At 71.8% G+C, this 24,621-nt stretch carries 24 protein-coding genes; 9 read left to right on the forward strand and 15 right to left on the reverse strand.

Annotated elements, in window-relative coordinates:
• Positions 1-29 precede the first annotated feature (29 nt).
• From ACFQ9V_RS04895 to ACFQ9V_RS04915, 5 genes are all read right to left on the reverse strand, one after another.
• The gene (locus ACFQ9V_RS04895; protein WP_382458041.1) at positions 30-902 is read right to left on the reverse strand and encodes a PaaX family transcriptional regulator C-terminal domain-containing protein; all 873 of its coding nucleotides are present in this window, start codon (positions 900-902) and stop codon (positions 30-32) included.
• The gene (locus ACFQ9V_RS04900; protein WP_382458042.1) at positions 899-2,233 is read right to left on the reverse strand and encodes a kynureninase; all 1,335 of its coding nucleotides are present in this window, start codon (positions 2,231-2,233) and stop codon (positions 899-901) included. Before ACFQ9V_RS04900 ends, ACFQ9V_RS04895 begins: the two co-directional genes overlap by 4 nt.
• Positions 2,230-3,285, reverse strand: a complete 1,056-nt coding sequence (locus ACFQ9V_RS04905; RefSeq protein WP_382458043.1) for a hypothetical protein — start codon at positions 3,283-3,285, stop codon at positions 2,230-2,232. Before ACFQ9V_RS04905 ends, ACFQ9V_RS04900 begins: the two co-directional genes overlap by 4 nt.
• On the reverse strand, positions 3,282-4,142 hold the full coding sequence (gene kynA, locus ACFQ9V_RS04910) for a tryptophan 2,3-dioxygenase (protein WP_382458044.1): 861 nt from the start codon (positions 4,140-4,142) through the stop codon (positions 3,282-3,284). Before kynA ends, ACFQ9V_RS04905 begins: the two co-directional genes overlap by 4 nt.
• Before the next feature lie 88 nt (positions 4,143-4,230).
• The gene (locus ACFQ9V_RS04915) at positions 4,231-6,438 is read right to left on the reverse strand and encodes a cell wall-binding repeat-containing protein (RefSeq protein WP_382458045.1); all 2,208 of its coding nucleotides are present in this window, start codon (positions 6,436-6,438) and stop codon (positions 4,231-4,233) included.
• Positions 6,439-6,707: 269 nt separating this feature from the next.
• On the opposite strand from ACFQ9V_RS04915, the gene ACFQ9V_RS04920 reads away from it, so the two are divergent.
• The 3 genes from ACFQ9V_RS04920 (at position 6,708) to ACFQ9V_RS04930 (ending at position 10,119) form a co-directional block, all read left to right on the forward strand.
• On the forward strand, positions 6,708-7,397 hold the full coding sequence (locus ACFQ9V_RS04920; RefSeq protein ID WP_382458046.1) for an FAD-dependent oxidoreductase: 690 nt from the start codon (positions 6,708-6,710) through the stop codon (positions 7,395-7,397).
• A 1,431-nt stretch (positions 7,398-8,828) separates the two neighbouring features.
• The gene (locus tag ACFQ9V_RS04925) at positions 8,829-9,470 is read left to right on the forward strand and encodes a TIGR00645 family protein (RefSeq protein ID WP_382458047.1); all 642 of its coding nucleotides are present in this window, start codon (positions 8,829-8,831) and stop codon (positions 9,468-9,470) included.
• Between the two features lie 37 nt (positions 9,471-9,507).
• Positions 9,508-10,119, forward strand: a complete 612-nt coding sequence (locus tag ACFQ9V_RS04930; RefSeq protein WP_382458048.1) for a uracil-DNA glycosylase — start codon at positions 9,508-9,510, stop codon at positions 10,117-10,119.
• Positions 10,120-10,134: 15 nt separating this feature from the next.
• Here the strand turns inward: ACFQ9V_RS04930 and ACFQ9V_RS04935 are convergent, their stop codons facing one another.
• The gene (locus tag ACFQ9V_RS04935) at positions 10,135-10,668 is read right to left on the reverse strand and encodes a MarR family winged helix-turn-helix transcriptional regulator (protein ID WP_382458049.1); all 534 of its coding nucleotides are present in this window, start codon (positions 10,666-10,668) and stop codon (positions 10,135-10,137) included.
• A gap of 37 nt (positions 10,669-10,705) precedes the next feature.
• A complete protein-coding gene (locus ACFQ9V_RS04940) occupies positions 10,706-11,014 on the reverse strand; it encodes a hypothetical protein (RefSeq protein WP_382458050.1) in 309 nt (102 codons plus the stop codon).
• 301 nt (positions 11,015-11,315) lie between these two features.
• On the opposite strand from ACFQ9V_RS04940, the gene ACFQ9V_RS04945 reads away from it, so the two are divergent.
• Together ACFQ9V_RS04945 and ACFQ9V_RS04950 are read left to right on the forward strand one after the other, a co-directional pair.
• Positions 11,316-11,897, forward strand: a complete 582-nt coding sequence (locus ACFQ9V_RS04945; protein ID WP_382458051.1) for a PadR family transcriptional regulator — start codon at positions 11,316-11,318, stop codon at positions 11,895-11,897.
• 13 nt (positions 11,898-11,910) lie between these two features.
• A complete protein-coding gene (locus tag ACFQ9V_RS04950) occupies positions 11,911-13,626 on the forward strand; it encodes a DHA2 family efflux MFS transporter permease subunit (protein WP_382458052.1) in 1,716 nt (571 codons plus the stop codon).
• A 107-nt stretch (positions 13,627-13,733) separates the two neighbouring features.
• Here ACFQ9V_RS04950 and ACFQ9V_RS04955 read toward each other — a convergent pair whose 3' ends face one another.
• Positions 13,734-14,648 (reverse strand): VOC family protein, encoded by a 915-nt coding sequence (locus tag ACFQ9V_RS04955; RefSeq protein ID WP_382458053.1) that lies wholly within the window; start codon positions 14,646-14,648, stop codon positions 13,734-13,736.
• A gap of 33 nt (positions 14,649-14,681) precedes the next feature.
• Positions 14,682-15,380: an RraA family protein gene (locus ACFQ9V_RS04960; RefSeq protein WP_382458054.1), complete on the reverse strand. Its 699-nt coding sequence runs from the start codon at positions 15,378-15,380 to the stop codon at positions 14,682-14,684.
• Between the two features lie 143 nt (positions 15,381-15,523).
• Between ACFQ9V_RS04960 and ACFQ9V_RS04965 the strand changes: the two genes are divergently transcribed.
• Complete coding sequence (locus ACFQ9V_RS04965; protein WP_382458055.1) at positions 15,524-17,422, forward strand: heavy metal translocating P-type ATPase; 1,899 nt, start codon at positions 15,524-15,526, stop codon at positions 17,420-17,422.
• 14 nt (positions 17,423-17,436) lie between these two features.
• On the opposite strand, the gene ACFQ9V_RS04970 is transcribed toward ACFQ9V_RS04965, so the two are convergent.
• From ACFQ9V_RS04970 to ACFQ9V_RS04980, 3 genes are read right to left on the reverse strand one after another with little or no spacing between them, the layout of a single operon-like run.
• Positions 17,437-18,339 carry a phosphoribosylaminoimidazolesuccinocarboxamide synthase gene (locus ACFQ9V_RS04970; protein WP_382458056.1) on the reverse strand — a complete coding sequence of 301 codons (903 nt, stop codon included), beginning with the start codon at positions 18,337-18,339 and terminating at the stop codon, positions 17,437-17,439.
• Between the two features lie 27 nt (positions 18,340-18,366).
• Positions 18,367-19,134: an SDR family NAD(P)-dependent oxidoreductase gene (locus ACFQ9V_RS04975; protein WP_382458057.1), complete on the reverse strand. Its 768-nt coding sequence runs from the start codon at positions 19,132-19,134 to the stop codon at positions 18,367-18,369.
• On the reverse strand, positions 19,131-19,856 hold the full coding sequence (locus ACFQ9V_RS04980) for a hypothetical protein (RefSeq protein WP_382458058.1): 726 nt from the start codon (positions 19,854-19,856) through the stop codon (positions 19,131-19,133). The genes ACFQ9V_RS04975 and ACFQ9V_RS04980 overlap by 4 nt, the downstream gene beginning before the upstream one ends.
• 54 nt (positions 19,857-19,910) lie before the next feature.
• On the opposite strand from ACFQ9V_RS04980, the gene ACFQ9V_RS04985 reads away from it, so the two are divergent.
• Entirely contained in the window at positions 19,911-20,390 is a 480-nt protein-coding gene (locus tag ACFQ9V_RS04985) for a MarR family winged helix-turn-helix transcriptional regulator (protein ID WP_382458059.1), read from the forward strand.
• A gap of 120 nt (positions 20,391-20,510) precedes the next feature.
• Here the strand turns inward: ACFQ9V_RS04985 and ACFQ9V_RS04990 are convergent, their stop codons facing one another.
• Positions 20,511-20,849, reverse strand: coding sequence for an SHOCT domain-containing protein (locus ACFQ9V_RS04990; protein ID WP_382458060.1), 339 nt, complete (start codon positions 20,847-20,849; stop codon positions 20,511-20,513).
• A gap of 18 nt (positions 20,850-20,867) precedes the next feature.
• Positions 20,868-21,335 (reverse strand): DUF6325 family protein, encoded by a 468-nt coding sequence (locus ACFQ9V_RS04995; RefSeq protein ID WP_382458061.1) that lies wholly within the window; start codon positions 21,333-21,335, stop codon positions 20,868-20,870.
• 168 nt (positions 21,336-21,503) lie between these two features.
• On the opposite strand from ACFQ9V_RS04995, the gene ACFQ9V_RS05000 reads away from it, so the two are divergent.
• Complete coding sequence (locus tag ACFQ9V_RS05000) at positions 21,504-22,748, forward strand: FAD-binding protein (protein ID WP_382458062.1); 1,245 nt, start codon at positions 21,504-21,506, stop codon at positions 22,746-22,748.
• Between the two features lie 89 nt (positions 22,749-22,837).
• On the opposite strand, the gene purD is transcribed toward ACFQ9V_RS05000, so the two are convergent.
• Positions 22,838-24,100: a phosphoribosylamine--glycine ligase gene (purD, locus tag ACFQ9V_RS05005; protein WP_382458063.1), complete on the reverse strand. Its 1,263-nt coding sequence runs from the start codon at positions 24,098-24,100 to the stop codon at positions 22,838-22,840.
• A 115-nt stretch (positions 24,101-24,215) separates the two neighbouring features.
• Here purD and ACFQ9V_RS05010 point away from each other — a divergent pair, with 115 nt between their 5' ends.
• Positions 24,216-24,572 carry a sterol carrier family protein gene (locus tag ACFQ9V_RS05010; protein ID WP_382458064.1) on the forward strand — a complete coding sequence of 119 codons (357 nt, stop codon included), beginning with the start codon at positions 24,216-24,218 and terminating at the stop codon, positions 24,570-24,572.
• Positions 24,573-24,621: the final 49 nt, after the last annotated feature.

Genomic DNA, 24,621 nt, shown 5'->3' on the forward strand with positions numbered 1-24,621 from the left:
CTCCACTCGCGCATCCGGGCACAGCGATTCTACCGTGGGGCGGAGGTCCCTCGGTCCGCGCGGGCGGTCCCTGCGGCGAAGGCGAGCGCGCGGCCGGCGAGCGCGGCGTGGAGGCGCGCGAACAGGGCGGCGGAGGCGGCGCCCGGCCAGTCGGCGGGCAGGGCGGCGGCGGGGAGGCCGGGGTCGCGGTACGGGATGACGCGCCACTCGTCGAGGAGGCGGATCCACAGGGCGAAGGCGTCGCGGTCGTCGGCCGGGGTCGGCGCGGCCTGGAAGCGGTCGAGGAAGGCCTCGTGGAGGGTGCGGATGGTGGGGAGGTCGTACCAGCGCGCGAGGGCGGACGGGAGGTCGGGGGTGGAGGGCGTGCCGGGGTGCGCGCCGGTGAACAGGTCGGCGCCGAAGGCGTGCGCGACCTCCGCGAGTTCGGACTCCAGGGCGTCGGGCCCGATCCACAGTCCGTCGGCGACCGTCCCGCAGCCGAGCGCGGCGAGGGTCCGCCGCAGCCGGTGGCGCTGCGAGCGCTGGTGCTCGGGGAACGAGAAGGACACCAGGCACCAGGAGGCCGGCGCGGCGCGCTCGCCGAAGATGCGCGCGTCCCCGCGCTCCAGCATCGGCACCGCGGCCGGGTCGAGCGCGTAGCCGGCGACCCCGTCCCGCGGCTCGCGGACCAGCACGCCCCGCGCGCACAGTCGCGCCAGGCTGGAGCGCGCGGTCGCCGCGGGGACGCCGAGCGCGGCCATCAGCTCCACCGCTCCTGCGGCGCTCATCCAGCCGCCGAGCGGCCGCAGGGTGCTGCCGACGACCGTGCGGAGCATGGCGGTGGCGGAGCCGCTGCTGGCTTCGAGGTCCTCCCGCACCTCCCGCACCTCCACCAGCTCCCGCACCTCCACCGGGCCGCTCATTCCGTGATCAGCTCGCCCAGCACATCCCGCACCGCCGCCAGCCCCAGCGCGACCTCCTCGAAGCTCGTGCTCAGCGGCGACAGCCCGATGCGGAGGCCGTCCGGGTCGCGGTAGTCGGGGATGACGTCGCGCTCCCACAGCCGCGCCGTGACCTCCCGCATCGCCGGGTGACTGAGGGTGACGTGCCCACCGCGCTGCGACGGGTCGCGCGGGCTCGCGAGGGTGACGCCGAGCGGCGTCAGCCAGGTGTCGGCGAGCCGCACGGCGAACGTCGTGAGCGCGACCGACTTCGCGCGCACCGCGTCGATCCCGCACTCCCCGATCATCGCGACCGTGTCCTGCAGGGCGAGCATCCCCACGATCGGCGGCGTGCCGGAGATGAAGCGGCGGAGGCCGTCGGCCGGCTGGTACTCCGGCCCCATCAGGAACACGTCGCGCACGCCCATCCAGCCCTGGATCGGCTGCACGAGCCGGCGCTGGAGGCGGCCGCTCACGTAGCCGAACGCGGGCGATCCCGGGCCGCCGTTCAAGTACTTGTAGGTGCAGCCGACGGCCAGGTCGGCGTCCCACTCGTCGAGCTCGACGGGCACGGAGCCGGCGGAGTGGCAGAGGTCCCACAGCACGAGCGCTCCCGCGTCGTGGACGATGCGCGTGATCGTGCGTGCGTCGGCGAGGAACCCCGAGCGGTACGCGACGTGGCTGAGCACGACGAGCGCCGTGCGCGGTCCGACCGCCGCCGCGACCTGCTCGGGAGTCACGCCGGACTCGGTGTCCGCCTCGATCCAGACCAGTGTCAGTCCGCGCTCGCGGGCGATGCCGTCGAGCACGTAGCGGTCGGTCGGGAAGTTGTCGGTGTCGAGGACGATCTCGCTGCGCTCGGGCAGGGAGTCGACGGCGGCGCGCGCCAGCTTGTAGAGGAGCACGGTCGTGGAGTCGCCGATGAAGGCCTGCCCGGCCGCGGCGCCGAGCGCGGTCTCGCCGAGCGTGTCGCCGATGCGGAACGGCAGCTCCATCCACTCCTCGTCCCAGCCGCGGATCAGCCGGCCGCCCCAGCCGTCCACGAGGAACCGCTGGATGCGCTCGACGCTTGCGCGCACGGGCCGCCCGAGGGAGTTGCCGTCGAAGTACGCGACGACGGGGGAGGCTGTGCCGAGGTCGGCGCCGGCGGGCGCGACGCCCACGAACCGATCGCGGTACGGGGCGAGCGGGTCGGCCTCGTCGAGCGCGCGGGCGGCGGCGAGGGGATCGCCGGCGAGGGTGTCGGCGTCGGCTGCCGCGACCTCGTCGTCGAGCGGGTCGTAGGCGAACAGGTCGTCGGGGATGTCGGTCATGGGGTGTCCTGTCCAAGCGGTCGGGAGGTGAGGGTGAGGAGGCCGGGGACGCGAACGCCGCGGGCGGTGGCGAGCCAACTGGGCAGGTCGCGGTCGTCGGCGGGAGGCGGGGTGGGGGTCCAGGCGACGCGGGGGCCGAGGGAGGGCGTCGGCCCGCCCGCGATCGTGCGCACGAGCGCGTCGCCGGTCAGCCCGGCCTCCTGCAGCGCGGCGAGCTCGCGTGCGTTCACGCCGACGGGGAGGTCGCCGTTGCCGAGGTCGGTGCCGTACAGCACCCGTCCGCCGGCGCCGGCGAACCGGCGGAGGTTGTCGACGGCGATGCGGTAGTGCTCGGTCGGGGTGCCCCAGCCGTGGATGTCGAGGGTGCTGATCCACGTCATCCCACGGCGGACGGACTCCGCGAGGAGCGCGTCGTCGAGCCGTTCGGTGAAGGGGGTGTGCGCGAGCTGGTCGACACCGGCCGCGACCGCGCGGGCGGCCTGGCCCGGGCCCTGCACGTGCGCGACGACGGGGAGCCCGGCGGCGTGGGATTCCTCCACAACCGCGGCCAGCGTCGGGTTGTCCACGGTTTCGCCCGCGTCGCTGTTGAGGGCGACCTTGATGCGGGAGGCTCCCATCATGATCTGTCTCCGCACCGCTTCCGCCGCTTCGCGCGGGCCGCCGACCTCCGCCGCAGCGCCCTCCGGAGCCCATCCGGACGCCACCGGGTAGCCGCCCGGGGCGGTGATCAGCGCGCCCGCGATCGCGACCGCCGGTCGGTCCGGGAGGTCGGCCGTCCAGGAGGCCGCGACGCCCGGGATCCAGCCGAGGTCGACCGCGTGCGTGATGCCGGCGGCGAAGAGTGCGGCCGGGTCGGCGAGGCCGAGGTGCGTGTGGTGGTCGGTCAGCGACGCGAAGAGGGTGCCGCCCAGTGGGAGGGGCGGGCCGGCGTCGGCGGCCGCGGGCAGGAGGCGCTCGCCGTCGACGCGGAACGCCGCCGGGCCGTCGAACCCCGCGCCGCTCCAGACGGCGTCCACCTGGATGGCGCTGGCCTGCGAGCGGGCGTCGCTCACTCCGGCGCCCCGATCTCCGTCCGCACGGCGAACAGCTCGGGGAAGAACGTCAGGTCGAGCGCCTTCTGCAGGAAGCTGACGCCGGTGGAGCCCCCGGTGCCGGTCTTCATGCCGATGGTGCGCTGCACGGTCTTGAGGTGGCGGAAGCGCCAGAGCTGGAAGTTGTCCTCCAGGTCGACGAACTCTTCGCAGGCCTCGTACTCGCTCCAGTGCTCCGAGGCGTGCTCGTAGATGTCGCGGAACACCGGGACCAGCTCCGGGCTGAACACGTGGGCCTCCGTGACGTCCCGGTCGAGCACCGCCTGCGGCACGGCGTGCCCTGCACGCGCCAGGTAGCGCAGGAACTCGTCGTATACGCTCGGCGCCTCCAGCAGTTCGGTGAGCAGTGCGAGCGCGCCGGGGTCGTCGCGGAAGACCGACAGCATCCGCCGGTTCTTGTTGCCGAGCACGAACTCCACCGCGCGGTACTGGTACGACTGGAACCCCGACGAGTTGCCGAGGAAGCCGCGGAACTGGGCGTACTCGGTGGGCGTGAGCGTCGCCAGCACCGACCACTGCTCCGTCAGCGTCTTCTGGATGTGCTTGACGCGCGCGATCCGCTTGAGCGCCGGCTGAAGTTCGTCGGCGCGCAGCAGGTCGCGCGCCGACTCCAGCTCGTGCAGCACGAGCTTCAGCCACAGCTCGGTGGTCTGGTGCTGGATGATGAACAGCAGCTCGTCGTGATGCTCCGGCACGCTCACCGGTTTCTGGGCACTGAGCAGGGTGGCGAGGTCGAGATACGACCCGTACGACATGCGCTCGCGGAAGTCCGTGACGATGTCCGGATCGAACTCGCGCGTGTTCTGGTTCGACGTCATGTTGCGATTCTGCGCCGATCGTCACAGAAGTGCAACAGGCCACTGACCCCCTGGTCAGTGGCCTGTCGCGATCAGTGGCCTGTCGCGATCAGCAGCCCGTCAGGTGGAGGACGCCGTCGCTGAGAGCGCTCGGGCCGCCGACCACGCTGACGCCGCCGGCCTGCATCGTCCCGATCGCGCCCAGCACCGGCTGCGGCACGCATCCCGGTGCCGCCACGTAGAGCGGGGACTTCGCGGCAGCGGCCCACGCGGACGCGGAGAGCGCGTCGGGGAAGCTCGATCCGGTCGCGATGAGCACCGACGCGCCGGCCGGGGCGCCCGCGTACGCCTGCTGGTTCACCGCGACGGCCGTCGAGTAGCGGTCTGCGCCAGACAGCCGCGCCACCGGGGCGATCGCGCCGAGTCCCGCGGCGACGCCCGGCGACACCGCGCTGGTTCCGCCGACGAGCTCGATGTGCTGCACATGCAGGCTCTGGAGGAGCTGCGCCGTCGCGTCGTCGAGCGTCGACTCCGTGCCGTCGACCAGGAGCAGCGGGGCGCCCTGCGAGCCCGCGGCGCCGCCGGCCGAGAGGGCGTCGGGGAAGTTCGCGCCGGTCGCCACGTAGACCGTGGACGCACCGCCGCCGAAGGCGGAGGACACGAGCGCGCGCGACGTCGCGTACCGGTCGGCGCCGGAGAGCCGGGTCACCGGGGCGATCGCGTTCAACTGCGCCACCACATCGTCGGAGACGGCGGCGGGGCCGCCGATCACCAGGATCTTGGTCGGCGCGAGGTGCGTGATCTCGGCGGAGACGGCCTGCGGGAGCGTCGTCGGTCCGGTCAGCAGCAGCGGACCGCCGTCCGCGGCGGCGACCGGTCCGGCCGACAGGCCGTCCGGGAAGTTCATGCCGGAGGCGACGACCACGGTCGGGGCCGTGTTCGGGTATTCGCGCTGCGCGACGGCGACCGACGTCGCGAAGCGGTCGGACGCGGACACGCGCGTGGTCGCGACCGGCCAGTACTCGTGCAGCATGTTCGTCGAGGGGTCGTAGCCCCACGCCCGTCCGGCCGAGTCGAAGACCGTCCCGAACTCCTGGCCCGACTGGCTCGCCAGGGTCTGCATGCTGCCGTCCGCGGCGATGACGCCCGTCAGTGCGGGTGCCGGTGCGAACCCGTAGTTGGACGTCTGGAACCAGACCGTCCCGTTCGGCGAGGTGCGGAGCATCAGCGAGTAGTCGCCGGGCTCCGACGTGCGCGTGACCGTTCCGTCGGTGGCGATCCGTAGCAGGTCAACAGGGGAGGTTCCGGTCGTCTGACCCTGCTCGTGCGCCGTCAGCCACAGCCGTCCGTCCGGACCCACGAACGGCGTGTCGACCGTGGCGTAGTTGCCGAGGCCGAACGACACAGAGGCGAGGACGCCTCCCGTGCGGACCGTGTACTCCAGCGGCGCTGTGCCCGCGACCAGGAGGCTTCCCGTGTCCGTGAACCACGGATCCCCGTCGGAGCCGAGGACCAACGCCGTCGGGGTCTTGCCGCCCGGGACGGGGTAGCTCGAGACCGAGTGGTCGGGCGCGACCGCTCCGATCGCGCCCTGCTCGTCGAACCACACGGTGCCGCTCGCGTCCACCACCATGCCCTGGACGGTGCTGGGCACCGTGACGCTACCGATCGTGGTGCTGGTCTGGGTCGGGGTGATCCACCCGACCGTCGTGTCGCCGCCGAACCACAGTGTGCCGTCCGGCAGGAACGCGTGCGACACCACCTGCGGCGTGGAGAACTGGGTCACAGTGCCCGACGAGGTGTATCGCACGACACCGCCGCCGAACGTGCCGCCCAGTCGGCCGAGCAGCCAGACGGTGCCATCCGGGCCGCTGACGAGCGTCGCGGGGCCGAGGGGGTCCGGATAGTCGTGCACCACGCCCGCGGCGGTGACCTCGCTGACGTACGAGGCGCCAGGGTTTTCGTTGTCGACGTACCAGGCGTCGCCTGCAGTGTCGACGGTGATCCCACCCTGGGCCACGCGGCCGGCAGTGGTCGGGAAGTTCACCAGGGTGCCGTCGGGGCGGACCTCCTCGACGCCGGTGGTGACGAGCATCCAGACGTCGCCGGACGCGTCAGTGGCAGGACCGGTCCCCATGAGCGCCGCGGCCCCCGGCAGCGCGATCGAGTGATCCGCGGCAGTGGAGGGCGTCGCAGGCACCGCCTGCGACGGCGCCGCCAGGCCCGTCACGAACACGGCGGCAGCAGCAGCGATCGCGACCGCCCCCGCCCCCGCGCGGAACCGCCTCGTCGTCCGGCCGTCCGGCACTCCACGCATAGGTCTCCCCCCGACTCCACCCGAGGCACAGGATCGTGCGCAGCGCACGAAGTCGGGACGAGCGTCGGCGCCGGCACCCGCGCTCGGGTTCCGGTCGGGGCAGACCAGATCCTAGCGACGGCGTGGGGAGCGCCGGGCGAGTCTGTCAGAACTCTCACGAGTCGCCGATCGGCAACCGCGCGTTCACCGCCCGGCTACCCGGAGTTGCCGCCACCGTCGTCGCCGGCTTCTACCGTCGTCGCGGGACTTCCTGCGGACGGGAGACGTGAATGGGCAGGCACTACGACCTCGCGATCGTCGGTGGTGGCATCGTCGGGCTGGGGCACGCCGTGGCGGCGCTCCGGCGCGGGCTGACCGTGGCCGTGGTGGACAGGGCTTCCAGCGTGGAGGGATCCTCGGTGCGCGGCTTCGGCCACCTGTGCATCACCGGCCAGGAAGGCGAGGCGAGGGCGTACGCCGAGCTCGGCCGCGAGCTCTGGCTGACCCTCGCCGTGGAGGCCGGATTCTGGCTCGGCGAGGCCGGCACCGTCGTCGTCGCGCAGGCGCAGGACGAGCTGGCCGTGCTCGAGGAGTTCCGCGCCACGCGCGGCGGCCACGACGTGCGGATGCTGACCCCCGCCGATGTGCGAGACCGTGTCCCCGTCGCCGACGGCGTCGCGGTCGGGGGCGCGTTCTTCCCCGCCGATCTCCAGGTCGACCCGCGGGAGGCCGCACCGGCGATCGCGCGCTGGCTCGACGCGCACGGCGTCGACTTCTTCTGGCAGACCACCGTCACCGGCGTCGAGACCGGCCGGGTGCACACGTCGCGCGGGCGGGTGTCCGCCGACGCCGTCGTGGTGGCCGTCGATCACGAGGTCGACCGGCTGTTCCCCGGCATCGCGGAGGCGCACGGCATCCAGCGCTGCGGGCTCGACATGCTGCTCGTGGAGGCCGACTTCGACCGCGCGAGAAGTCGATGAGTGCAGACAAGCGTGCGATCGCCCGGCCGAATGTTTGAGTAAATATATCAAGCTGAATGAGGTTGAGTCTCGCCATCCACTCGTATCGCCGAGCTTCCTCCGTGCCGACCCGGTCGCTCTCGGTACGGAGGCGATCCGCCTCTTCGAAATAGCCGATCGCGCGCATCACGGAATCCTCGGCCGTCCGCGCGCGCCGTCGGCGGATGGCGATCAATCCCCGGAAGTTCGCGAGCATCCCGTAACCGAGGGCCCTGTCCCCGTCGGTCACGGGTGAATTCGCGAGCTCCTGTTCGAGCCTCTCGATCACGCTCTCCGCGCCGTCTAGCTGACCTTGTCGCTTTGCTCGGAGGGATGCCCAACGCAGACCGGCGAAGGTCATCTCGATCGGATCGGTCATCGTCGTCAAGGCGCGGGTGAATAGGTCGTCGCTGAACGTCGCCTCACCGCACAGCCCGAGGACCGTCGCGGCCAGTGCGTACGTCATGCTCTCAGCGTGCGACTCCGCGTCCGGCCTTCGACTCGCGTAGACCGCCTGGGCGACGTCGAGCGCGTCTTCCCAGCTCCCGAACGCGTTGACGTACTTCAGCATGGTGACGTACTCCGACAGGTCGGTGGTAAAGCGGCGTGGGCGATCCGGCCGCACTGACGATGTCCGGCGGAGGCGGTCGAGCATGGTGTGACAGACCAGATCCAGGTGGGGCGAATCAGTGAGAATCTCGATAAGCGTGGATCGGAGTGCTGGCTGGTGCTGCAGCAAAGCGTCGATGTTAAGTTCGAGCATGATACGGGAACTCAGATCGCGCCGAAGGCGCAGGTCCGTCAGCGGTGCGTGATCGCGGCGGGCGGCGAGGAGGAACGCATTTCCGTCCAACGCGACATGGGCCATCACGGCCGGGAATCGTGGGTGGGCGGCAGTGTGAGAGCGTGCGGATGCTGCTGCGAGAGTCTCCGCGACGCGTCGTGTAGTTGGATCGGTCATCTATCCGTCGTTCAGTGCAGGGGAGGGCCGCTCGGCGCGAGCGACCCCTCCCGTGAAGTGGTGCTCGATCAGAACATCGCGGCGCCGTGGTTCCACCCAGCGAAGAGTGAGGCCACGAAGCCCTGCGGGTTGCTCATCTCCGAAACGACCTCGTTGTAGGTCTCGTCCATGCGCATGCCTCCGTTCCCTGTGTTGCGAACCGGGGGTAGACCCCTGGGCCCTGATGAAGTTAGGGCCCGAGGCGACGTGGCGGTTGTGGTCGCGGTCGATTGCCGTGCCGGGGCGATGCGATTGCGTGCCAATACCGGCCCTGACCGAGTTCGGCGCGACATTTGCAGTAGTCGGGACCTGAGACCGCGTGCTCGTCCTCGGAGCCGATGTCGCCGTAGAATCCTGAGCGTTCTCACATCTACAGCTGTCTATTCTGGGAGCCGCCCGACCGTGAGGACCCCGTGATCGAGACCCCCGTCGCCCCGACCGCCGCCCAGCACGCGCCTGCACCTCAGCGCCCGCCTGCCTCGCCGCCTCCCCGTGCGCCCAGCCGCGCCATCAGCGCCCTGATCTTCTCGAGCCGCTGGCTGCAGGCGCCGCTCTACCTCGGGCTCATCGTCGCCCAGGCGGTCTACGTCTACGTCTTCGTCGTGGAGCTCTGGCACCTCACCGAGAAGGTCGTCTCCGACCCGAGCCACGTCGACGAGGCGTACGTCATGCTCGCCGTCCTCGGGCTGATCGACGTCGTGATGATCGCGAACCTGCTGATCATGGTCATCATCGGCGGCTACGAGACGTTCGTCTCCCGCGTCAACGTGAAGGGCCATCCCGACCAGCCGGAATGGCTGTCGCACGTCAACGCCAACGTGCTCAAGGTGAAGCTGGCGATGGCGATCATCGGCATCTCCTCCATCCACCTGCTGAAGACCTTCATCGCGGTCGGCGACCTCGGCGCCTCGAACGGCGGGTCGATCGACGGCGAGCGGTACACGTCGCTCGGCGTGTTCTGGCAGGTGGTCATCCACTGCGTGTTCATCGCCTCTGCGGTCGTCCTCGCCGCCATCGACCGGATGTCGAAGCCGCGGGTGCACGCCGAGCGCTGACCTCCGCGCCTCGGCGTGGGCGTGGCATCGTAGGGGAATGGCCGCCGACCCGTTCGCCCGCTTCTTCGCGTTGCTGCGCGCGCTTCCCGAGCCGAGCGACGCCGAGGCGCTGTACGGCGACGATCCGGAGGGCCGGCGGCGCGAGCGCAACCTGCGGCGGTACTTCGCCATGCCGCACGCGTCGGTCCTGCTGCTGGGCGAGGCGCCGGGCTGGCGGGGGATGACGGTGACCGGCGTCCCGTTCGTGTCGGCGCGGGAGGCCGAGGCCGGGGTGGTGCCCGGGCTGGAGCTGCCCGAGCATCCGCAGGCGCCGTGGGAGGCCTCCAGCCGGGTCGTCTGGGCGACGCTGAAGGACTGGTGCGGCCCGCTGCCGCTGTCGTGGCCGGTCTACCCGCTGCATCCGTTCGTCGCGGGCACGCCGCACAGCAACCGCACGCCACGGCCCGCCGAGGTGCGCGCCGGGGCGCCGGTCGCGCTGGAGCTGATCCGTGCGCTGGAGATCGAGACGGTCGTCGCGGTGGGCAGGAAGGCGCAGGGCGCGATCGCGACGGCGGGTCTGGAGGCGCCGGCGATCCGGCATCCCGCGCAGGGCGGCGCGGGACTGTTCGCCGAGCAGCTCATCGGGCTGAACCGGGCACTGCAGCTCTGAGCTCGGCGGTCCGCCTCAGCGACTCGGCCGCTTGGGCCCCTGCGACGTCACGTCGCCGATGTTGTCGATCGCGTCGCGGAGCCTGTCGAGGAACCGGATGACCGTGCGGGACTCGTCGTCGTCCAGCGCCGCGGCCACGTCGACCAGCTCCTCCCGGACGTCGCCGAGGATCGCGCGGTGGATCTCGTCGATGGGGACCGCCGGCACGATGATCAGCGCGCGGCGGTCGAACGGGCTGGGCTCGCGGCGGATGTGACCGGCCTTCTCCAGCCGGTCGAGCAGCACGGTGATGGACGAGCTCTGGATGCCGAGGTAGTCGCCGAGCTCCTTGGGGCCGACGGCGATGCCGCGCTCCCGGGCGCGCAACAGGTAGCGGAGCGCCGAGATGTCGTTGACCGTGAGGTTCATGCTCTTCTCGGAGCGGCGCTGCATCGCCGACTCGGCGACCAGGTAGCTCCGGAGGCCTTCCAGGACCTCGAGGGCGCGCCTACGGTCCGCATCCGGGCGTCCGGACGCGGGAGGAGTGGAATCGGGTCTGCCCGTCGCCATGATCTCGATGATATTCCTGCGCACCGGCGGAACCGCGTCAGACCGCGACGGCTTCGGCCGGCTGCGGGGAGAAGAAGAGGCCGCTCGGGCGCGACGTCTGGTCGGCGAGCGCGTTCAGCCACCGGTCGTCGAGCCGCTCGGCGGTGGGGGACGCGAACTCGTAGCGGAGCGGGATGGCGTTGTCGATCCAGAGCGCGTGACGGCCGATCGGCTCGGCCGCGTCCGGGTTCCAGGACAGCAGGAACGGCTCCCTCCTGCGCAGCTTCATGGTGATGACGGCCTGCAGGTGCGCGAGCGCGCGGTCGTCGAACTCGAACGACTGGCCGTCGTAGATCAGAGCGCCCATCATCGTCTCCTTCCGCTCGGGCGTGTGAGCGTGGAACGATCATAGCGCTAGCTAGATCAACTAGCTATCCAGCTTTCGGAACTTTTTTTCTTTGCTATGGGGATGGCAATGATCCGCCCGGGAGGCTGGTTAGCTAGTCCACCTAGTTACATCCGACCATTGCCGTCCGGTCACTAAGCAGCGGATCGTGACAAGTACCGACCTCCTGGCGCTTGACGGCGAAAATGCCCCTGGCGTACTATTCCACTTGGAATAATCCCATCCGATCATCCATCCATCGAAAGCGCCTGCTCGAGAAACCATGCCGCACTCCCCGACCCTCACCCCGCTCGCCGTCGCAGCGCTCGCGCTGCTCGCCGAGGGGCCGACGCACCCGTACGAGATGTATCAGACGCTCGTGCTGCGCTCGGAGGACCGGCTCGTCAAGGTGCGGCCGGGCTCGCTCTACCACACGGTCGATCGTCTGGCCCGGCAGGGGCTGGTGCGCGCGACCGGCACCGAGCGCGAGGGCAACCGCCCGGAGCGCACCACCTACGAGATCACGGAGGAGGGCACCCAGGCGCTCGGCGAACGCGTCGCGGACATCATCGCGACCCCGGTCAACGAGTTCCCGGAGTTCCCGCTCGGCCTCGGCGAGGCGCACAACCTCCCGCTCGAGACCGTGATCGACCTCCTCCGCAACCGCGTCGGCCTCATGCGCGCCGACATCGCCCTCCTCGACGACGGAATCCACCGGGTCCGCGCGAAGGGGCTGCCCGAGAAGTACTGGCTCGACGTGCGGTACCTGCGCACGACGGCGGAGGCGGAAGCCGCCGCCCTCGAAGCCCTCATCGACGACCTCGCCTCAGGAGCCATCTCCTGGGACGAGGAGAAAACGCACTGAGAGAAAGAATCACATGGAACGCCAACTGAAGCCGTGGCCCGCCCTCTGGGCGCTCGTCATCGGGTTCTTCATGATCCTGATCGACACCACCATCGTGTCGGTCGCCAACCCGTCGATCATGAAGGGCCTCAACCTCGGTACGGACTACAACGCGGTCATCTGGGTCACCAGCGCCTACCTGCTCGCGTACGCCGTCCCGCTGCTGATCACCGGGCGCCTCGGCGACCGCTTCGGCCCCAAGAACATGTATCTGATCGGCCTCGTCATCTTCACCCTGGCTTCGGCCTGGTGCGGATTCTCCGGCGTCATGGCCGGTGGCGGCATTACGATGCTGATCACCGCCCGCGTCGTCCAGGGCCTCGGCGCCTCGCTGATGACCCCGCAGACGATGGCTGTCATCACCCGGATCTTCCCGCCCGACCGCCGCGGTGCGGCCATGGGCCTGTGGGGCGCCGTCGCCGGCGTCGCGACGCTGATCGGCCCGCTGCTCGGCGGTGTGCTGGTCGACTGGCTCGGCTGGGAGTGGATCTTCTTCATCAACGTCCCGGTCGGCGTCGTGGCGTTCATCCTCGCGATGCGGCTCGTCCCGAAGCTCCCGACGCACACGCACGCGTTCGACATCCTCGGCGTCGTGCTCTCCGCGGTCGGCATGTTCCTGCTGGTGTTCGGCATCCAGGAGGGCGGCACCTACAACTGGGGTGTCATCGGGGACGGCCCGTTCTCGGTCTGGGGACTCATCATCTCCGGCATCGTCGTCCTGATCGCGTTCGTGGTCTGGCAGGCGCTCAACAAGAAGGAGCCGCTGCTGCCGCTCCCGCTGTTCCGCGACCGAAACTTCTCGCTGTCCAACGGCGCGATCACCACGGTCGGCTTCGCCGTCACCTGCATGGCGCTCCCGCTGGTGTTCTACTTCCAGACCGTGCGCGGCCTCACCCCGACCCAGTCGGCGCTGATGCTCGCACCGACCGCGGTGTTCTCCGGCGTGCTCGCCCCGGTGATGGGCAAGCTGATCGACAGGATCAACCCCAAGCTCATCGCGACGCCCGGGCTGGTGCTGTTCTCGCTGTCGCTGTTCCTCTACTCGCGGATGCTGACCCCGGATGTGAGCATCTGGTGGCTGCTCATCCCGAGCGCGCTGATGGGCATCGCGATGTCGGGCGTCTGGGGGCCGATCTCGGCCGTCACCACCCGCAACCTCCCGATCAACCAGGCCGGAGCCGGCTCGGGCGTCTTCAACACGACGCGCCAGATCGGCGCCGTGCTCGGAAGCGCCTCCATCTCCGCGCTCATCACCGGCCGCCTCGCCGCCGACCTGCCGAAGGCCCCGAGCGGCGCGGCGCCGACCGCGACCGCGGGGACGGAGCTGCCGAGCTTCCTGCACGCCGGGTTCACCCAGGCGATGTCGGAGGCGCTGCTGCTGCCCGCGGCGGTCGCCTTCCTCGGCGCGCTCATCGTCGTGTGGTGGGCGAAGCCGAAGCCGCCCGCGTGGGGCCCCAGGGCCGCAGGCGGTCAGGGCGCCGCGGGTGAAGCGGCCGGTGCGCCTGCCGGTGCGGTCGCCGGGGAGCCTGTCGGCGTCGCGGAGTCCGCAGCGGCCGCGCACGGCGCTCACGCGGGCTCCGGCCCGGTGGATGTGGCGCGGCACGGCGCGCACGCCGCCGAGCCGGCGGCCGGCACGCGCGGTGACGGGGAGGAGCACCACGGCATCCACGCCGCCCCCGCGACGGACTAGTCGCGCCCGCGTCACGTGAACAACGGAGGACTCCCCGGCCCACCCGGCCGGGGAGTCCTCCGTTCACTGCTTAAGGTTCGCGTGTCGTCCGCGGGCTCCTCCGCTGCCTACGCCTGTGCTGTCGATGCCTCCGCGACCACCCGCACGACGTTCGCCCACGGGTCGTCGAACGACACCGACCGCCCGTCGTCCCGCGTCGGCACGCTGTAGTGCCGCATCCGCTCCGTCAGCGCGCCCACGTCGTCCGCGCCAGGCAGGCGGAGCTGCACCTCGCCGAGCCCGAGCGCGAGCCGCCGCACGCCGGCGCCGCGGCTGTTCCAGGTGTTCATCGCCATGTGATGGTGGTAGCCGCCCGCCGACACGAACAGGGCCGACGAGCCGAGGGAGGCCGTGGCCTCGAAGCCGAGCCGGTCGACGTAGAACGCGCGGGCCGAGGCGACGTCCCCGACCGACAGGTGCACGTGGCCGACCACCGCGTCGCCGAAGCGCGGGTCGTCCGCGGTCGAGCCGTCCAGCGTCGGCAGCTCGGCCAGCGCCGCGCCCCGGTCGCTGAGGTGCTCGCGGAGGAACGCGTTCGGGTCGAGGTAGAGCGTGTCCATCTCCACCTGCCCGTGCGTCCAGCTCCACAGGCTGCGGTCGCGGTCCCAGTACAGCTCGACGCCATTGCCCTCCGGGTCGGTGAAGTAGAAGGCCTGCGAGACCAGGTGGTCGGCGCTTCCGGTGAACGTGCCGGGGGCGCGGCGCGCGATCGAATAGACCGCGGCGGCAAGGGCCTCCTGGCTGTCGAACACGATCGCGGTGTGGAACAGTCCGGCCTCACCGGGGGAGGCGTGCTTCAGCTCGGGCGCGTGCTCCAGGATCACCGACGGCGTCGCGCCGCGGCCGAGGATGACGCGGCCTCCCTCGGCGGCCAGCACGGAGAGCGTGACGGCGTCGCGGTAGTAGGCGGTCATGGCGTCGAGGTCGGCGACCCGGAGGGTCACCGCACCCATCGCGGAGTCGGAGGGAAGCAGTTCGGGCATGGGGAGTGCAACGCGTGAGGGGCCGCGCGTATTTCAGGTCTCGATCGCGCCGCCGGTCTCGGCCAGGTAGCGGCGGAGGGTGAGCGTCGGATCGGTGTTCTGGAGCTCGCGATAGCGGGTGAAGTCGAGCTGGGCGCGCAGCGACGTCCCGGCCCGCATCCGCTCGGACTGCGCGCCCTCCACCGTCTGGATGCGCCGCGCTTCGGCGAGGAGCTCGTCGCGGCGGTCGGCGCCGATAACGAGGACGCCGTCGTCGTCGGCGACGATCCAGTCGCCCGGCGTGACGGCGACACCGTCGAGCATGGCGCTGCGCATCGCCGCCCCGGCGGGCGGGACCCGGCGCGGGCCGAACGGGTTCGCGCCGAGGCTGAACAGCGGGAGGCCGATCTCCCGGAGCTGCGCGGTGTCACGATGCAGGCCCCAGACCACGGCGCCGTTGAGGCCCGCCTCCCGCGCCTCCAGCAGCATCAGGTCGCCGACGCAGGCCTCGTCGCGCCTGCCGCCGTTGTCGACGACGAGCACGGCGCCGGGAGGGGCGTCGTCGATGGTCTCCAGGAGCACGTCGACGCTGCCGAGGTGGGTGACGGGTGCGGCGGGGCCGTGGAAGGGGCGGCCGGGGAGCAGCGGGAGGAGCGCGACCGGGGCCGCGGCGACGGGGATTCCGAGGCGGACGGCGGCGTCGGCGACCGCGGCGGTGGGGAGCGGATGAGCGTCGGTACCGGTGGTTGCCATGTCGTGACGCTACCGCCACGCCCATGTACGTGGGGGAATGCGACTGTCCTCCACAGCCCCACCGCTCGCGCGACTTCTCCACGGATCCAGGTCGGGTCTTCTCCGACGAGACCCGCTGCCCAAGGATGGTTCCGGGAGGTGCGATGAGACGGATGGCGCGGCTGGGCCGCCGGTACTGGGTCGTGACGATGACGCTGGGCGTCGGCGTGGTGGGCGTCGTGCTGGCGCTCGCGGGCGCCGGCTGGCTGGTGCAGTGGCTGTTCAGCGTCTACGCGCTCGCCGTCGCCGTGTGGCAGGCGGTGGGGATGGTCCGCGCGATGGCGCACGGCCGGTTCGGTCTCGACATCCTGGCCATCACGGCGATCGTCGCCACGGTGCTGGTCGGCGAGTTCGTGGCCGCGCTGATCGTCGTGCTCATGCTGACCGGCGGCGACGCGCTCGAGGACTACGCCAACCGCCGGGCGAAACGCGAGCTCGACGCCCTGCTCACGCGCGCGCCGCAGTTGGCGCATCTGGTGGTCGACGGCGGCTATCGGGAGGTGCCGGTCGACCAGGTGGAGGTGGGCGATGCGCTGCTCGTCCGGCCGTCGGAGATCGTCCCGGTCGACGGCGTCCTGCTCTCCGCCAAGGCGGCGTTCGACCAGGCCTCGATCACGGGGGAGAGCATCCCGGTCGAGAAGACGGCGGGCGACGAGGTGCTGAGCGGGTCGGTGAACGGGCAGGAGGCGGTGGAGCTGCGGGCGACATCCACGGCCGCGTCCTCGCAGTACCAGCAGATCGTCGCCCTGGTCGCGCAGGCGGCGGAGAGCAAGGCGCCCGTGGTCCGGCTCGCGGACCGCTACGCGGTGCCGTTCACCGTGTTCTCACTGGCGCTCGGCGCGATCGCCTGGTGGCTGAGCAGTGACCCGGTGAGGTTCGCCGAGGTGCTCGTGCTGGCGACGCCGTGCCCGCTGCTCATCGCGGCCCCTGTCGCATTCATCGGCGGGATGAGCCGGGGCGCGCGCAACAGCATCATCGTCAAATCCGGCGGCGTGCTGGAGCAGCTCGCGAGGGCGCGCACGGCCGTGTTCGATAAGACGGGCACGCTCACCTACGGCGCCCCCGCCCTCAGCGACGTGCGCCCGCAGCCGCCGCTCGACGCGGACGAGCTGCTGGCCGCGGTGGCCAGCGCCGAGCAGTACTCGTCCCACGTGCTTGCGGCGTCGTTCATCCACGCCGCTCGGGAGCGCGGGCTGGAGCTGCGCGAGGCCGCCTCCGCGCAGGAGGCCGCGACCAACGGCGTCGTGGCGGACATCGACGGAAGGGAGGTCGTGGTCGGCAAGTTCGCATTCGTCGCCGCGCACGCGCCCGACGCGGTGCGCACTCCGATCGCGCCGGGCGAGCTGGCGGTCTACGTCGCGATCGGCGGACGGTTCGCCGGCGCGCTGCTCGCGAGCGACCGGCTCCGGTCGAACGCCGCGGCCACACTCCGAGAGCTGTCCGCGCTCGGCGTCACGAACACGATGATGCTCACCGGAGACGCCCGGGAGACCGCGGAGCACATCGCCGGGGAGCTCGGCATCACGCGCGTCCGTGCGGAGTGCCTGCCGGCCGACAAGGTCGCCGAGGTCGCCGGCGTCGCCGAGCGGCCCGTGATCATGGTCGGCGACGGTGTGAACGACGCCCCCGTGCTCGCCGCAGCAGACGTCGGGATCGCGATGGGCGCCAAGGGCGCGACCGCGGCGAGCGAGTCGGCAGACGCGGTGATCCTCGTGGACGACATCCACGGCGTCGCCCGCGCCGTGCGGATCGGCACGGACACCGTGCGCATCGCCCTCCAGAGCATCTGGCTCGGGATCGCGGTGTCGGTCGTACTGATGCTGATCGCGGCGTTCGGGTTCATCCCGGCGACGGCGGGCGCGCTCATCCAGGAGCTGGTCGACGTGGCGACCATCCTCGCCGCACTGAGGGCGATCGGCGGCCGGCTCGACGCGCGCGAGGCTGCGGCGGAGCCGCGGGCAGGGCCGCGGGTGCCGGAGAGCGGAGCGCGGAGGTCGAGCTAGCGCGAAGCCTGCGCCTACCTCCCGGTCAGCCGCTCCAGCAGTTCCCGGTACCGGGCGGCCGTGCGCTCCACCACCTCGGCGGGGAGCTCGGGCGGGGTGCCCTGCTTGTCCCAGTTGGAGGCGAGCCAGTCGCGGACGATCTGCTTGTCGAAGCTGGCCATCCGCTCGGACGGGTTCGCGGCCGTGGCGAACACGCTGGCGTCCCAGTAACGGCTGGAGTCGCTGGTGAGCACCTCGTCCGCGAGCGTGATCTCACCGGTGGCGCGGTCGGCGCCGAACTCGAACTTCGTGTCCGCGATGATGACGCCATGCTCCTCGGCGATGGCCGCGCCGCGCGCGTACACGTCCAGCGACAGCCGGCGGAGCTCCTCCGCGACCTCCGGGCCGACCAGCTCGACCGTGCGCTCGAAGCTGATGTTCTCGTCGTGCGCGCCGAGCGGCGCCTTCCACGCGGGCGTGTAGATCGGCTCCGGCAGCCGGTCGCCGTCCGTGAGCCCAGCCGGGAGCGGGACGCCGCAGACGCTCTGCGTCGTCTGGTACTCGGCCCAGCCGCTGCCGGTCAGGTAGCCCCGGACGACGCACTCGATCGGGAACATGTCGAGCGGCTTCACGAGCATCGCGCGGCCCGCGACCTCGGCCGGGATCCGCTCGACGACGCGGTCGCCCTCCAGCGCGTGGTCCGGGATGAGGTGGTTCGGGACGCTGCCCAGGCGGTCGAACCACCACAGGCTCAGCGTGGTGAGCAGCTCGCCCTTGCCCGGGATGCCGGGCTCGAGCACGTGGTCGAACGCACTCACCCGGTCGGAGGCCACCACGAGGACGGCGGACGTGTCGTCCAGCCCGTCGGCCCCCTCGGGGACGTAGAGGTCGCGGACCTTCCCGGAGTAGACGTGCTTCCAGCCTGCCAGTTCGCTCACCCGTCCATCGTAGGGGTCGCGCCGTCGTCAGATCGTGCGGCCGCCGTCGACGGCGAGCACGTCTCCCGTCACGTACGACGCGGCAGGCGACGCGAGCCACGCGACCGCCGCGGCGACCTCCTCCGGGGTGCCCATCCGGCCCACCGGGACGTAGCCGCCGATCCGCTCGCGCGTCGCGTCGTCCAGGCGGAGGTTGCCACCGGACATGATCGGGCCGGGCGCGACCGCGTTCACCCGGATGCCCGACCGCGCCTCGTCGAGCGCCGTCGTCAGGGTCAGGCCGATCACCGCGTGCTTCGCCGCTGCGTACGCCGACATCCCGGGGGCGCCGCGGGTCCCGGCAGTGGAGGTGATGTTCACGATGGCGCGCGGCCCGGCGGACGCCCGCAGCGCCAGCACCTCGGCGCGCATCGCGACGGCCACCGTGCGGAAGTTCACCGCGACGAGCTGGTCGAACACGCCCGCGGGCATGTCCGCGAGCGGGGTCGGCATGTGGCCGCGGCCGACATTGTTGACGGCGACCGCCAGCCCGTCGCCGAGCCCGGCCGCCTCGGCGACGGCGGACTCGAGCGCGCCGTCGTCGGTGGCGTCGAGCGGGAAGGTCCGCGGGCAGGCGACTCCGGACGCGACGAGCTCGTCCTGGAGAGCGCGCAGCGCGTCCGCGTCCCGTGCGGCCGGGGCGATGAGGAGGCCGTCCGCGCCGAGCGCCCGGCAGATCGCGTTGCCGATGGCCCCGTTCGCGCCGAGGACGAACGCGACGCGAGGTGGCTGGTAGTCGTGGGATGTCTGGCTCATGGCCGCACCTCCTCGCGCGTCCCCGCCCGATCCCGCACCTCGCGCCGATCCAGCGGCAGTAGGAACCCTGCCGCGATCAGCCACGCGATCCCCGCGAAGCGCCCGATCGGGATCAGGAACTGCAGCGGCTCCACGGCCAGGGACAGGAAGGACAGCTCCGAGAGCGCCGCCACCACCAGGCCCGCCCACGCCAGCCAGCGCGGGAGCAGGCCGAGGATGACACCCGGCACCGCCATCCCGGCGATCAGCAGACCGAGGCCGACGACGTAGCCGACGCCCCCGGAGACGAACGCCAGGAACGAGAACGTGAGGGCCAGGCGCGGGTCCGACGTCAAATCGGGACGGCTCAGCAGGTACGTGCCGAACGCCGACACCATCAGCAGGATCGAGGCGGTGAGGCCGCCCGTGAAGCCGATCGCCGGGCCGGGGACGCGCACACCCAGACGCTGGAGGCGGGCGAACGCGGTGGCGGCGTAGATGCCGAGGGGCACGGCGGAGCCGAACTGCAGCATCGCGCCGACGCGGATGGCAGCCCAATCGGCGTGGGCGTGCGCGGCGACCGCGTCCGCGCCGGCGAACGGCGAGAGGAACGCCCCGGCGCCGGACAGCACGAATCCGACGATCAGCGCGAGCAGGAACAGACCGGCGTGGACGACCGCGAGGATGCCCAGGGGCGGGCCGTCCGGTCGGCGACGACGGGGAGTCGGCTGGATATCGTTCATAGTTGAAATGATTACACTGTGTAATCGTTACGCGCAAGCGCTATTCTGGTTTCTGTGACGTCCATCCCCCAGCGCGCCCGCCGCGGCGCCCCGCCGCGCACGGCGTTCCTGCTCGCCCAGATCGGAGCGGACGCCGCCGACCGTTTCGCCGAGCGCGTCGCGACCCTGGGCCTCACGCCACGGGAGGCCGGCGCGATCCGGGTGCTCGGGCGGCGTCAGGGGCTCAGCCAGCGCGAGCTCGCCGAGCAGCTCGGGACGCTCCCGAGCCGGCTGGTCGCGCTGGTGGACGAGCTCGAGGCGAAGGGGTTCGTCGTCCGCGAGCGCAGCGAGGGCGACCGCCGCAACAACGTGCTCACCCTCGCGCCCGAGGGCGAGCGGATGCTCGCGCGGCTGAGGGAGGTCGCCGAGGCGCACCAGGACGACCTGCTGTCCCCCCTCGACGACGACGAGCAGGTCGCCCTCGCAACGCTGCTCGCCAAACTCGCCGCCGCCTCCACCGTCCCGCCCGACGGCCACCCCGGCTTCCGCCGCTAACCCTCGGACCCCCGCCCCCCGAGCAACCCGTCGAGTACGCGAATAGTCAGGCGAAAACCGCCCGCCGAGTACGCGGATTATCTGCGTACTCGGCGGTTGCGGCGTGCTGCGGTTGCGTGGTCAGGCCAGGAGTTTGGCTTTGGCCGCGCTGAACTCCTCGTCCGACAGGATCCCCTGCGAGTGCAGGGTGGCGAGCTGCTGGATCTTCGCCATCATGTCGTCGGCGGGAGGAGCCGCCGGCGCTGCGGCCTGCTGCTGCGCGGCCGCGTCCTGCGCCGCCTGCTGCATCTGCGCCTGCTGCTGCTCCTGCTCGTACGCCTGCTGCTCGTACTGGTTCTGCTGGCGCTGCGCCTGCCGCCGCTGCACGTTGCCGGACACGGCCGTCGCCGTCCCGGCCACGACGGCCGTACGGGCCGCCATCCCGATCAGTCCCGGGCGTCCCATTCGTCCTAAAGGCATGTCCCCACTCCTCAGCTCTCAGCTCTCGACCGTCTCGACATCGGCGTCGGACTCCGCGTAGTCCTCGAACTCCCCGGCCACGACCGCGTTGACGACCGGCGCCGGGATGCGCTCGCTGTGGACCACCAGACCGCCCGCCTGGAAGAACTTGCTGGCGAGGTCCTTCGCCCAGAGGTGCTCGATGACCAGGATCGCGCCGGTCGAGCCCGGCTCGATCAGCTCGGCGATCGAGTCCACGTCCTCCCCGCCCGCGAGGCCGCCGGCGTCCAGGGTGATGTCGGCCATCCCGATCTCGTCGCCGATCTCCTCCAGCTCCACGATCTCGATCCCGCCGTCGGCGTGACGCATCACGAACAGCAGGTCGAGCAGGCGGACCGTGCCGCTCTCCACCAGGTCGAGGATGGCCTGGACCACCCCGGGCGACGGTCTGTCGTTGTCGAACTGGGCGACGATGAACTCCGCCGGGCCGTACTCGAATTCAGCCATCTCACGCCTCCGTCAGCAGGCAGGTCCCGCTTTCACGGCAGACGATACACAGGCCCACTCAGCCCGGCAATGACCGATTTCCGGCCGCGGGGAGGCGCGAAATGTGCACGGTCACATCCCTAGACTGGGACCCTGCGGACACCGCGTCGACGTCGAGAAGGGACCCTGGTGAGCGAGAAGAACTGGGCAGGAAACCACGAGTACCGAGCGCAGCGGATCGCGCGCCCGACCAGCGTGGAGGAGCTCCGCGAGGTCGTGGCTGGCGCGACCTCGGTGCGGGCGCTCGGCAGCAGGCACTCGTTCAACGACCTGGCCGACACCGACGGCGTCCTGGTCAGCACGGCCGGCCTCCCGGCGGACATCCGCATCGACGCGGAGACGCGCACCGTGACCGTGGGCGGAGGCGTGCGGTACGGCGACCTCGCCCGCGAGCTCCAGGCCGCGGGCTGGGCGCTGCACAACCTCGCCTCGTTGCCGCACATCTCCGTCGCCGGTGCGATCGCGACGGCGACGCACGGCTCGGGCGACCGCAACGGCAACCTGTCGACCGCGGTCGCCGCGCTCCGCATCCTCACCGGTTCGGGTGAGCTCGTCGACTTCGCGCGCGGCGACGCCGGCTTCGAGGGCGCGGCGGTCTCGCTCGGCGCTCTCGGGGTGGTGACGGAGGTCGTGCTCGACATCCGGCCGACCTTCGACGTGCGGCAGCGTCTGTTCGGCGGCGTCCCGTGGGAGGCCGTGACCTCGCGGCTCGACGACGTCACCTCTGCGGCGTACAGCGTCTCCCTCTTCACGACCTGGGACGAGGACGCCGTCTCGCTCGCCTGGCTGAAGGAGCTGGACGGCGCCGCCACGCCGATCGGCGACGACTTCTTCGGCGCGCCCGCCCTCACCGAGCCGCGGCACATGATCGCGGCGATGGACGTCCGCAACACGACCGAGCAGCTGGGCGTGGCCGGCCCGTGGAGCGAGCGTCTCGCGCACTTCCGCTTCGAGTTCACGCCGTCCAACGGCGAGGAGATCCAGTCCGAGTACCTGGTGCCGCGGGCGCGGGCGGTGGAGGCCATCCAGGCGGTGCGCGAGCTCGGCCCGGTGATCGCGCCGCTGCTGCAGATCAGCGAGATCCGCACGGTCACGGCCGACGACCTGTGGTTGTCGAGCGCGTACGGCACGGACGTGGTCGGCCTCCACTTCACGTGGTTCCGCGACCAGGCCGGCGTGGAGGCCGTGCTGCCGGCGCTGGAGGCCGCCCTGCTCCCGCTCGGCGCCCGCCCGCACTGGGGCAAGCTGTACCTCGACGTCGACGGCGTCGTCCCCGCCCTGTACCCGCGCCTCGACGCTTTCCGCGCCCTCGCCGCCTCCCTAGACCCCGACTCCCGCTTCACCAACCCCTTCCTCACCCGCCTCCTCGCGTAGCCCCCCGCATCCAACAATTCCGGAGTTGTGTACGCCCATCACCGGCGCGTTGCGTACATAACTCCGGAAGGGATAGCGGCGCGGCTCGCTCAGGAGCGGGCGACGCGGGCGGCGATGTCGGTGCGGTACTGCGCGCCGGGGAGGTGGATGCGGGCGACCGCGTCGTAGGCGCGCTCGCGGGCCTCGTCGAAGGTGGTGCCGCGCGCAACGACGGAGAGCACGCGGCCCCCGGTCGCCAGCAGCGCGCCCGTGTCGGCGTCCAGCGCGGTCGCGGCGTGGGCGATGGTGACCTCCGGGACCTGCGCCGCCTCGTCCAGCCCGGTGATCGGCCGGCCGGTCTGCGGCGCCTCCGGGTAGCCCTCGCTCGCGAGCACCACGGTCACCGCGGTGTCGAGCGCGAACTCGGGGCGCGGCATCCCGGACAGCTCGCCGGTCGCCGCCGCGTAGAGCAGCGACGACAGCGGCGTCACCAGCCGCGGCAGCACGACCTGCGTCTCCGGGTCGCCGAAGCGCGCGTTGAACTCGATCACGCGGATGCCCTTCGACGTCACGATCAGCCCGCAGTAGAGGAGGCCGATGAACGGCGTCTGCTCGGCCGCGAGCTGACGGACGGTCGGGAGGGCGACGGTCTCGATGACCTCGTCCACGAAGTTCTCGGGCAGCCAGGGGAGCGGCGAGTACGCGCCCATCCCTCCGGTGTTCGGGCCGGCGTCGCCGTCGAGGAGGCGCTTGTAGTCCTGCGCCGGGCTCAGCGGGAGGACGGTGTGGCCGTCGCTGACGAGGAACAGCGACACCTCCTCACCGTCGAGGAACTCCTCGATCAGGACGCCGCCCTGCGCGAGGTAGTGGCGCGCATGGTCGACGGCCGCTGCGCGATCGGAGGTGACGATGACGCCCTTGCCCGCGGCCAGCCCGTCGGCCTTCACGACGTAGGGCGCGCCGAACTCGTCGAGCGCGCGCTCGGCCTCGGCGAGGGTGCTCGCTTGGGCGGCGCGGCCGGTCGGGACGCCGGCCTCCTCCATGATCCGCTTGGCGAAGGTCTTGGAGCCCTCCAGCTGCGCCGCCGCGCGGCCGGGGCCGAACACCGGGATGCCGCGCGTGCGCAGCGGGTCGGCGACACCGGCGACCAGGGGAGCCTCCGGGCCGATGACGACGAGCTCGATGCCGTTCTCGATCGCGTACTCCGCGACCGCGGCGCCGTCCAGCGGGTCGAGGCCGGTCTCGACGGGGACGTCGGCGGCGATGCCGGCGTTGCCGGGGGCCGCGACGATCGCGTGCCCGGCCTCCTCGGCCAGGAGCGCGGTGATGATGGCGTGCTCGCGGGCACCGGAACCGAGGACCAGAATCTTCACGCGACCCATGCTAGAGGGCGCGTCGACAAGCCATCGATTCCGGAGTTGTGCACGCCCTGGTGCGGCGTGTTGCGTACACAACTCCGGAAACGACGGATGGGGGAGGATGGAGGGCATGGCACGAGCGAAGATCACCGACGAGGTCGGCGGCGCGGCGGTGCGCGGTGCGCTCGCGGAGGGCGCCGACCGCAACACGACGGCGACGGCGGTGCGCTATCTGCTCCAGCTCCTGGCCGAGCGGGCGCCGGGCAACACCGTGGAGGTGCGGGTGCCGCCGTTCGGCGCCGTGCAGTGCATCCCGGGCCCGCGGCACACCCGCGGCACCCCTCCGAACGTGATCGAGACCGACGCCGCGACGTGGCTGGCCCTGGCCTCCGGGAGCCTCGCCTGGGATGCCGGGATCGCGTCCGGCTCCGTGCACGCGTCCGGCCAGCGGGCGACCCTGGAGGGCCTCCTCCCGCTCCGCTTCTGACAGCGACCGGACCCCGCTCCACAGCCCGCTCAGCAGTGGGCGTCCGCTC

Origin of the sequence: Leifsonia sp. NPDC056665 (genome assembly GCF_042791795.1) — a bacterium.
Lineage (GTDB): Bacteria > Actinomycetota > Actinomycetes > Actinomycetales > Microbacteriaceae > Leifsonia.

Bases quoted from the DNA above. Each gene is read 5' to 3' on its own strand.
- ACFQ9V_RS04895 (WP_382458041.1), bottom strand. From the start codon at position 902: ATGAGCGGCCCGGTGGAGGTGCGGGAGCTGGTGGAGGTGCGGGAGGTG.
- ACFQ9V_RS04900 (WP_382458042.1), bottom strand. From the start codon at position 2,233: ATGACCGACATCCCCGACGACCTGTTCGCCTACGACCCGCTCGACGAC.
- kynA (WP_382458044.1), bottom strand. From the start codon at position 4,142: ATGACGTCGAACCAGAACACGCGCGAGTTCGATCCGGACATCGTCACG.
- ACFQ9V_RS04915 (WP_382458045.1), bottom strand. From the start codon at position 6,438: ATGCGTGGAGTGCCGGACGGCCGGACGACGAGGCGGTTCCGCGCGGGG.
- ACFQ9V_RS04920 (WP_382458046.1), top strand. From the start codon at position 6,708: ATGGGCAGGCACTACGACCTCGCGATCGTCGGTGGTGGCATCGTCGGG.
- ACFQ9V_RS04930 (WP_382458048.1), top strand. From the start codon at position 9,508: ATGGCCGCCGACCCGTTCGCCCGCTTCTTCGCGTTGCTGCGCGCGCTT.
- ACFQ9V_RS04935 (WP_382458049.1), bottom strand. From the start codon at position 10,668: ATGGCGACGGGCAGACCCGATTCCACTCCTCCCGCGTCCGGACGCCCG.
- ACFQ9V_RS04940 (WP_382458050.1), bottom strand. From the start codon at position 11,014: ATGGGCGCTCTGATCTACGACGGCCAGTCGTTCGAGTTCGACGACCGC.
- ACFQ9V_RS04945 (WP_382458051.1), top strand. From the start codon at position 11,316: ATGCCGCACTCCCCGACCCTCACCCCGCTCGCCGTCGCAGCGCTCGCG.
- ACFQ9V_RS04950 (WP_382458052.1), top strand. From the start codon at position 11,911: ATGGAACGCCAACTGAAGCCGTGGCCCGCCCTCTGGGCGCTCGTCATC.
- ACFQ9V_RS04955 (WP_382458053.1), bottom strand. From the start codon at position 14,648: ATGCCCGAACTGCTTCCCTCCGACTCCGCGATGGGTGCGGTGACCCTC.
- ACFQ9V_RS04960 (WP_382458054.1), bottom strand. From the start codon at position 15,380: ATGGCAACCACCGGTACCGACGCTCATCCGCTCCCCACCGCCGCGGTC.
- ACFQ9V_RS04965 (WP_382458055.1), top strand. From the start codon at position 15,524: ATGAGACGGATGGCGCGGCTGGGCCGCCGGTACTGGGTCGTGACGATG.
- ACFQ9V_RS04975 (WP_382458057.1), bottom strand. From the start codon at position 19,134: ATGAGCCAGACATCCCACGACTACCAGCCACCTCGCGTCGCGTTCGTC.
- ACFQ9V_RS04980 (WP_382458058.1), bottom strand. From the start codon at position 19,856: ATGAACGATATCCAGCCGACTCCCCGTCGTCGCCGACCGGACGGCCCG.
- ACFQ9V_RS04990 (WP_382458060.1), bottom strand. From the start codon at position 20,849: ATGCCTTTAGGACGAATGGGACGCCCGGGACTGATCGGGATGGCGGCC.
- ACFQ9V_RS04995 (WP_382458061.1), bottom strand. From the start codon at position 21,335: ATGGCTGAATTCGAGTACGGCCCGGCGGAGTTCATCGTCGCCCAGTTC.
- ACFQ9V_RS05010 (WP_382458064.1), top strand. From the start codon at position 24,216: ATGGCACGAGCGAAGATCACCGACGAGGTCGGCGGCGCGGCGGTGCGC.